Genomic DNA, 6,476 nt, shown 5'->3' with positions numbered 1-6,476 from the left:
CCCTGGGGATGGGACGGGTAGGGGCGGCGGGGGCGAGGAAACCGCGCCCGGAGCTACGCCAGCCCCCGCCGCGCGACGGCCGGGGCGCGGTGCCCGGCGATCGACGCCACCATGTCCAGCACCTGACGGGTCTCCGCGACCTCGTGCACCCGGTACACCTGCGCCCCCAGCCACGCCGACACCGCCGTCGTCGCCAGCGTCCCGACCACCCGCTCCTTCACCGGCTTGTCCAGCGTCTCCCCGACGAAGTCCTTGTTGGACAGGGACACGAGCACCGGCCACCCCGTGGCGACCATCTCGCCCAGCCGCCGGGTCGCCTCCAGACTGTGCCGCGTGTTCTTGCCGAAGTCGTGCCCGGGATCGATGAGCACCGCCTCCCGAGGCACCCCGAGGGCCACCGCGCGCTCGGCCAGCCCCACGGTCACCCGCAGGATGTCGGCCATGATGTCGTCGTAGGTGACGCGATGAGGGCGCGTACGCGGCTGGGCACCGCCCGCGTGCGTACACACCAGCCCCACCCCGTACCGCGCCGCGACCTCCGCCAACCGGGGGTCCACCCCGCCCCACGCGTCGTTGAGCAGATCCGCCCCCGCCTCGCAGACCGCCTCACCCACCTCGTGCCGCCATGTGTCGACACTGATGACGACATCGGGGAACCGACGCCGGACCTCCGCGACGAAGCCCACGGTCCGCCGGGCCTCCTCCTCGGCCGTCACCTCTTCGCCGGGCCCGGCCTTGACCCCGCCGATGTCGATGATCGCGGCGCCCTCGGCCACCGCCTCCTCCACGCGCGCGAGTGCGGGCTCGTCCTGGAAGGTGGCTCCCTGGTCGTAGAAGGAGTCGGGGGTCCGGTTCACGATCGCCATGATCACCGGCTCGTGCGTGCCGAATTCACGCCTGCCCAGCCTGAGCATCCCCTGTGACCTCTTCCAGTACGTCCCGCTGCTTAGCCGCCTGTGACCTTAACTGTCAGACTCGCATGGCACGATCGGAGCCGGACACATTCGACTTCGACTTCCGTGCCGGCGCACAGCGCGTCGCCCACTCGGCACCGGCCGAGGCGCCCCGACAGGCGCGGCGGCGCGGCACGATAGAAGGGGCACCTCAGCGATGTTCATGTTCCTGTTCCTGGTCGTCGCGCTGGCCGTCGTGGTCGGCGCGGTGACGCTCGCCGTGGTGGGCGGCGGCGAGAGTGCCACGCTGCCCGAGGCCGGGCCCGAGCGGTTCGAGGACCCCCTGCCGCAGGGCCGCCCGGTGAACCGCGCGGACGTGGAGACACTCCGCTTCCCCGTCGGCGTGCGCGGCTACCGCATGGCGGACGTGGACGACGCCCTCGGCCGCCTCGGCGCGGAGCTCTCCGAGCGGGACAGCAGGATCGCCGAACTGGAGGCCGCCCTCGCCGCCGCCCACGCGACGACGGGCCCGTCCTCCCCCTCGCTGCACAAGCCGGAGGAGGGGGAGCACCAGTGAGCGGCGGCGCGAGCGCGGGTCCCGACGGCAGGCTGCGCTGCCCGTGGGCCCTGTCGACCGAGGACTACGTGGCCTACCACGACGAGGAGTGGGGCCGCCCGGTCCACGGCGACGACGCCCTGTTCGAGCGGCTCTCCCTGGAGGCCTTCCAGTCCGGGCTCTCCTGGATCACCATCCTCCGCCGCCGCCCCGGCTTCCGGGCCGCCTTCGCCGACTTCAAGATCGCCTCGGTGGCGACGTTCACCGATGACGACCGTGCCCGCCTCCTCGCCGACGCCGGCATCATCCGCAACCGTGCCAAGGTCGACGCGACCCTCGCCAACGCGCGCGTGCTGGCCGAGTGGTCGCCGGGCGAGCTGGACGAGTTGATCTGGTCCCACGCCCCCGATCGGACCCGACCAGCCCCGAGGACCCTCACCGACGTCCCGGCCATCACGGACGAGTCGACGGCCCTGTCGAAGGCCCTCAAGAAGCGGGGCCTGCGCTTCGTGGGGCCCACGACGGCATACGCGCTGATGCAGGCGTGCGGCCTGGTCGACGACCACTTGGCGGACTGCACCGCAAGAGGCCGCTGAGCTGTCGCCCCGGCACGGCGCGGTTCGGCCTGAGCCGTGCCGGGGCGGAGCAACCGGGCCGGGCCGGAGTCTCGGGGTCCGCCCCGGCCCCGTCCCTCACCGTCCCAGGTACTTCGGCTTCTCCTTGTTGACGAACGCCTGCACCGCGATCCCGTGGTCCTCCGAGGAGCCCGCCCGCGTCTGCAGCTCGTCCTCCTTCTCCAGCGTCTCCGCCAGCGAGTGGGACTGCCCGTACGCGACGGCTTCCTTCAGCGCCGCGTACGCCAGCGTCGGGCCCTCGGCCAGCGCCCGGGCCACCTTCTCCGCCTCGGCCCGCAGCTCCGCGGCCGGGACGACCCGTCCCGCGATGCCCAGCTCGTACGCCTCCTGGGCCTTGATGCCGCGAGGGAAGAGCAGCAGGTCGGTGGCGCGCCCCGGGCCGACGACCCGCGGCAGCGTCCACGAGACACCGGAGTCGGCGGTCAGCGCGACCCCGGCGAACGACGTGTTGAAGGACGCCGTGTCCGCGACGACCCGGTAGTCCGCGGCGAGTGCGAAGCCGAAACCCGCCCCGGCCGCGACCCCGTTCACCCCTGCCACCACGGGCTTCGCCATCCCGGCCAGCGCCCGCACGATCGGGTTGTAGTGCTCGCGTACGGTGCTCATGGTCTGGCCGGAGCCGGTCTCGCGGTCCGCCGTCAGCAGCCCGATGTGCTCCTTGAGGTCCTGCCCCACACAGAACGCGCGGTCCCCGGCGGCCGTCAGCAGTACGGCCCGTACGGCGTCGTCGGCGGCGGCGGACCGCACGGCCTCCCGGAGGGCGACCTTGGTCTCGACGTTCAGCGCGTTCATCGCCTCCGGGCGGTTCAGCGTGATCGTCGCCAGTCCGTCACTCACTTCGTAGAGCACGGTGTCGGCCATGTCGGTTCCCCTCCGTGTCGCGGCTCCGGCGTACCGGGCGGTACGTCCCTGTGTCATCGCACAGCATGGCGGAGATCACCGGCGGTGGCGCGGGCACGACATGTGACCTGCGTCAAAGAATTCCGGCCGGTGGAACTCCGGAAGATCTCCCTGCGGTCGCGCAGTATCGCAGTCACATCGCCGAATTGAGTGGTTTTGCTCGCGTGCGTTGCCCAAGCGATGCCGACTGATGTTGGTCATCGGGTCCTGAGATGCGGGATAATGGCTTGGAAGCAATGTGTTCGATGCCGGTGTCGCGTGTCCGAGTAACGAGCGCGCGTGCCCTTCAAGGGGCCGTCGGCTGACGGTGAGCTGGTTTCAGGAAGGGGAACGAGCATGGCGGCCATGAAGCCGCGGACGGGCGACGGCCCGCTCGAGGTGACCAAGGAGGGGCGGGGCATCGTCATGCGCGTTCCGCTCGAAGGCGGCGGTCGGCTCGTCGTCGAGCTGACCCCTGACGAGGCCGATGCCCTGGGCGACGCCCTCAAGAAGGTCGTCGGCTGACGCTGGGAAGCGACCATACCCTTTCAACTGCCCCGGTACCGAACGCGCGGTGCCGGGGCAGTTGTTTGTCCGGAGCGCCCTCCGGAGCGCCTCCGGAGCGACTGTTCCCTGGGGCCGGTTCCGCCCGTCCGGCATGTGACGCCGCCCCCCGACGCCGCCCGCTACACGGTCGGTTGTCGACCCGTGGTCACCGCTTGACCGCGCACAGCAGCCCGTCGCCCACGGGCAGCAGCGACGGCAGCAGGTCCTGGCTCTCGCGGACCGTGCGCAGCAGCTCCCGGATGCGTATGACCTCCGTGGGCTGAGGGCCCGAGTCGACGGTCCGGCCGTTGGCGAAGACACCCTCGAAGACCACCAGGCCTCCGGGGCGGAGCAGGCGCAACGATTCAGCGAGGTACTCCATGTACTCCAGCCGGTCACCGTCACAGAAGACGAGGTCGTAGCCGGCGTCCGCGAGCCGGGGGAGTACGTCCAGGGCCCGGCCCGGAATGAAACGGGCCCGGTTGCTGGCGAAGCCGCACGCGCGGAAGGCCTGCCGGGCGAACTGCTGGTGCTCGGGCTCCGGATCCACGGTGGTCAGCACCCCGTCCGGCCGCATACCGTGCAGAAGATGGATCCCGGAGACGCCGGTCCCGGTCCCGATCTCCGCCACCGCCTTCGCGTCCACGGTGGCGGCAAGCAACCGCAGCGCGGCGCCCGTGCTGGGCGACACCGAGCGCAGCCCTGCCTCGCGGGCCCGGTCACGGGCCCAGTGCAGCGCTTCGTCCTCGGCGACAAAGGCGTCGGCGAACGCCCAGCTCGTCTGCCGGTTGCCGGTAATGACCCTCTCCTGTCCCCGTGGTTGCCTCGGCGTGACTGTATCCGTTGGCGTCGGGAACCCGCAGATGGGACCGGTCGTTTAGAGGGGGTGGGAAAGACAGCGGGGGGTACTGGATGGATCAGGACGCCGAGCAAGTGCAGACGCAGGCCCATCAGCCATGTCAGCGTGTATCAAAATCTCGGAAAACCGCTTATCCGGAGCTAACGGGCGAGGTGGCTATGGTAGGGGCTCCACTGGACACCACCAGAGCCGACAGGGGAGGTGCGGCTGCGCCTGGAGATCGGAGAGGAGTGCTGCGGCGCTTCCTCGGATCGGCAGGCAGGCCGAAATCCGTGAACGACACCGCTGACCGCAACCACGCCGCTGACTTCACCCAGACCGCGACCTTCTCCACCGACGCGGACGGGCAGGCGTGGACTCCGCCCACCTGGGAGGAGATCGTCAGCACGCACAGCGGCCGCGTCTACCGACTGGCGTACCGCCTGACCGGAAACCAGCACGACGCGGAGGACCTCACCCAGGAGGTCTTCGTCCGCGTCTTCCGCTCCCTGTCCACCTACACGCCGGGCACCTTCGAAGGCTGGCTGCACCGCATCACCACGAACCTCTTCCTGGACATGGTGCGCCGCAAGCAGCGCATCCGCTTCGACGCGCTCGGCGAGGACGCGGCCGAGCGGCTGCCCAGCCGTGAGCCGTCCCCGCAGCAGGTCTTCAACGACTCGCACTTCGACGCGGACGTCCAGCAGGCCCTCGACACCCTCGCACCCGAGTTCCGCGCCGCCGTGGTGCTCTGCGACATCGAAGGACTGTCGTACGAGGAGATCGCCGCGACCCTCGGCGTCAAGCTCGGCACGGTGCGTTCCCGGATCCACCGCGGCCGCTCCCAGCTGCGCAAGGCCCTGGCGCACCGTTCGCCGGAGGCCCGTGCGGAGCGCCGGGGATTCGTGGTCGGAGTGCCCGCGCTGGGAGGAGGGGGCGCGACCGCGTGAGTGGATCACGACCGAATCCCGGCGAGCGGTGCGTCGCCGACCAGCATCTTGGGGACCGACTCTCCGCCCTGGTGGACGGAGAGCTCGGTCATGACTCGCGTGAGCGCGTCCTGGCCCACCTCGCCACCTGTGCGAAGTGCAAGGCCGAGGCGGACGCCCAGCGCCGGCTGAAGAACGTGTTCGCGGAGGCAGCCCCTCCACCGCCCTCCGAGAGCTTCCTGGCCCGCCTCCAGGGGCTTCCCGGCGGAGGCGACCTCGACGGCCGTGGCTCGCCGCTGGGCGGGGGAGGCTTCGGCGGAAGACTTCCTGGCTCGGGCGGACGCGCGGGGCTGCCCGGTGACCCCAGGGTCGCCGGAGGTCCCGGTGTGTTCGGGGTGGGCGGCGAGTCCTTCGGATACGTCCCGTCGGGGCCGCACGCCGGTGTGCTGTCGCCGTCGGAGGAGCGCGGCCTGTTCGGTGGCCGCGGGCTCACCGGCGGACGGAGTTTCCTCGGTGACCGGAGCCCCTCCGGTGGGCGGAGTTTCCTCGGCGACCGGGGCCCGCTCCTGCCCGAGCTCGCAGGAACCGACGGGAGCGGGCACGCCCAGCGCGCGCAGACCGTCGGGCCCGTTGCCGACGAGGGCGGAACCGGCCGGCGTGGCTTCCGCGTCCACCACGTCGGGCGTCACGACGCCGAGCGGCAGGCCTCGCGGGGCCTGCGTTTCGCCTTCGTCGCGGCCGGGGCGGTGTCGCTGGCCGCCATCGCGCTGGGCGGGGTGTCCGCCGGCGGGCCCGCCGACACCGCGGAGGCACGCGGCGGTTCCGGTTCGGGAAGCAACGTGACGCCGATGCGGGCGCCCGGTTCGGGCACCACCACCGTCCCAGAGTCACAGCGGCGTCGGGGATCGGTGGCACCGCTGCTCGGACAGGGCCAGGGGTCGATGCGAGACGTCCCCATGGCGCCCACCGAGGTGTCCGCACCCCTGCTGCCCGGAGTCCCCGCTCCGGCCGGCCAGGGCCAGCAGGCCGCGCATCCGCTGACCGCACCCCTGGCGGCCGGCGCGGCCGCGATGTCCCCGCTCATACGGCCGCTCCCGGTGCACCCACAGGTGCTGTCCGCAGAGTGGCCGACGACACCGGGGCTCACCACCCCGGGCCTGCTGACAGCCCCCGCCGCGATCACGTCCCCCACACCCACCC

At 71.8% G+C, this 6,476-nt stretch carries 9 protein-coding genes; 6 read left to right on the top strand and 3 right to left on the bottom strand.

Features of this window, described 5'->3' with window-relative positions; translation table 11 throughout:
- Positions 1 to 53: 53 nt before the first annotated feature.
- A complete protein-coding gene (gene folP / locus FPZ41_RS43870) occupies positions 54 to 914 on the bottom strand; it encodes a dihydropteroate synthase (protein ID WP_152870175.1) in 861 nt (286 codons plus the stop codon).
- A 196-nt stretch (positions 915 to 1,110) separates the two neighbouring features.
- Between folP and FPZ41_RS43865 the strand changes: the two genes are divergently transcribed.
- Both FPZ41_RS43865 and FPZ41_RS43860 read left to right on the top strand, forming a co-directional pair.
- A complete protein-coding gene (locus tag FPZ41_RS43865) occupies positions 1,111 to 1,470 on the top strand; it encodes a DivIVA domain-containing protein (protein ID WP_152870173.1) in 360 nt (119 codons plus the stop codon).
- Positions 1,467 to 2,045 (top strand): DNA-3-methyladenine glycosylase I, encoded by a 579-nt coding sequence (locus tag FPZ41_RS43860; protein WP_322621503.1) that lies wholly within the window; start codon positions 1,467 to 1,469, stop codon positions 2,043 to 2,045. Before FPZ41_RS43865 ends, FPZ41_RS43860 begins: the two co-directional genes overlap by 4 nt.
- Before the next feature lie 96 nt (positions 2,046 to 2,141).
- Here FPZ41_RS43860 and chcB read toward each other — a convergent pair whose 3' ends face one another.
- Positions 2,142 to 2,945 carry a 2-cyclohexenylcarbonyl CoA isomerase gene (gene chcB, locus FPZ41_RS43855; RefSeq protein WP_152870171.1) on the bottom strand — a complete coding sequence of 268 codons (804 nt, stop codon included), beginning with the start codon at positions 2,943 to 2,945 and terminating at the stop codon, positions 2,142 to 2,144.
- Between the two features lie 65 nt (positions 2,946 to 3,010).
- Between chcB and FPZ41_RS47635 the strand changes: the two genes are divergently transcribed.
- Positions 3,011 to 3,175, top strand: a complete 165-nt coding sequence (locus FPZ41_RS47635) for a hypothetical protein (protein ID WP_165935253.1) — start codon at positions 3,011 to 3,013, stop codon at positions 3,173 to 3,175.
- A gap of 145 nt (positions 3,176 to 3,320) precedes the next feature.
- Positions 3,321 to 3,488 carry a DUF3117 domain-containing protein gene (locus FPZ41_RS43850; RefSeq protein WP_003966491.1) on the top strand — a complete coding sequence of 56 codons (168 nt, stop codon included), beginning with the start codon at positions 3,321 to 3,323 and terminating at the stop codon, positions 3,486 to 3,488.
- Between the two features lie 187 nt (positions 3,489 to 3,675).
- Here FPZ41_RS43850 and FPZ41_RS43845 read toward each other — a convergent pair whose 3' ends face one another.
- Positions 3,676 to 4,374: an O-methyltransferase gene (locus FPZ41_RS43845; RefSeq protein WP_131571917.1), complete on the bottom strand. Its 699-nt coding sequence runs from the start codon at positions 4,372 to 4,374 to the stop codon at positions 3,676 to 3,678.
- 224 nt (positions 4,375 to 4,598) lie between these two features.
- Here FPZ41_RS43845 and sigE point away from each other — a divergent pair, with 224 nt between their 5' ends.
- The gene (gene sigE, locus FPZ41_RS43840; RefSeq protein WP_131571918.1) at positions 4,599 to 5,297 is read left to right on the top strand and encodes an RNA polymerase sigma factor SigE; all 699 of its coding nucleotides are present in this window, start codon (positions 4,599 to 4,601) and stop codon (positions 5,295 to 5,297) included.
- On the top strand, positions 5,294 to 6,476 hold a 1,183-nt coding region (locus tag FPZ41_RS43835; RefSeq protein WP_322621502.1), incomplete at its 3' end, for an anti-sigma factor family protein. The genes sigE and FPZ41_RS43835, both read left to right, overlap by 4 nt.

This window comes from Streptomyces acidicola (assembly GCF_009377235.1).
Taxonomy (GTDB): Bacteria; Actinomycetota; Actinomycetes; order Streptomycetales; family Streptomycetaceae; genus Streptomyces; species Streptomyces acidicola.
This window is presented reverse-complemented; position numbering and strand designations above follow the sequence as displayed.

What these genes read in the sequence shown, in the direction of transcription:
- folP (WP_152870175.1), bottom strand. Translation starts at nt 914, where the DNA reads ATGCTCAGGCTGGGCAGGCGTGAATTCGGCACGCACGAGCCGGTGATC.
- FPZ41_RS43865 (WP_152870173.1), top strand. Translation starts at nt 1,111, where the DNA reads ATGTTCATGTTCCTGTTCCTGGTCGTCGCGCTGGCCGTCGTGGTCGGC.
- chcB (WP_152870171.1), bottom strand. Translation starts at nt 2,945, where the DNA reads ATGGCCGACACCGTGCTCTACGAAGTGAGTGACGGACTGGCGACGATC.
- FPZ41_RS47635 (WP_165935253.1), top strand. Translation starts at nt 3,011, where the DNA reads ATGGCGGAGATCACCGGCGGTGGCGCGGGCACGACATGTGACCTGCGT.
- FPZ41_RS43850 (WP_003966491.1), top strand. Translation starts at nt 3,321, where the DNA reads ATGGCGGCCATGAAGCCGCGGACGGGCGACGGCCCGCTCGAGGTGACC.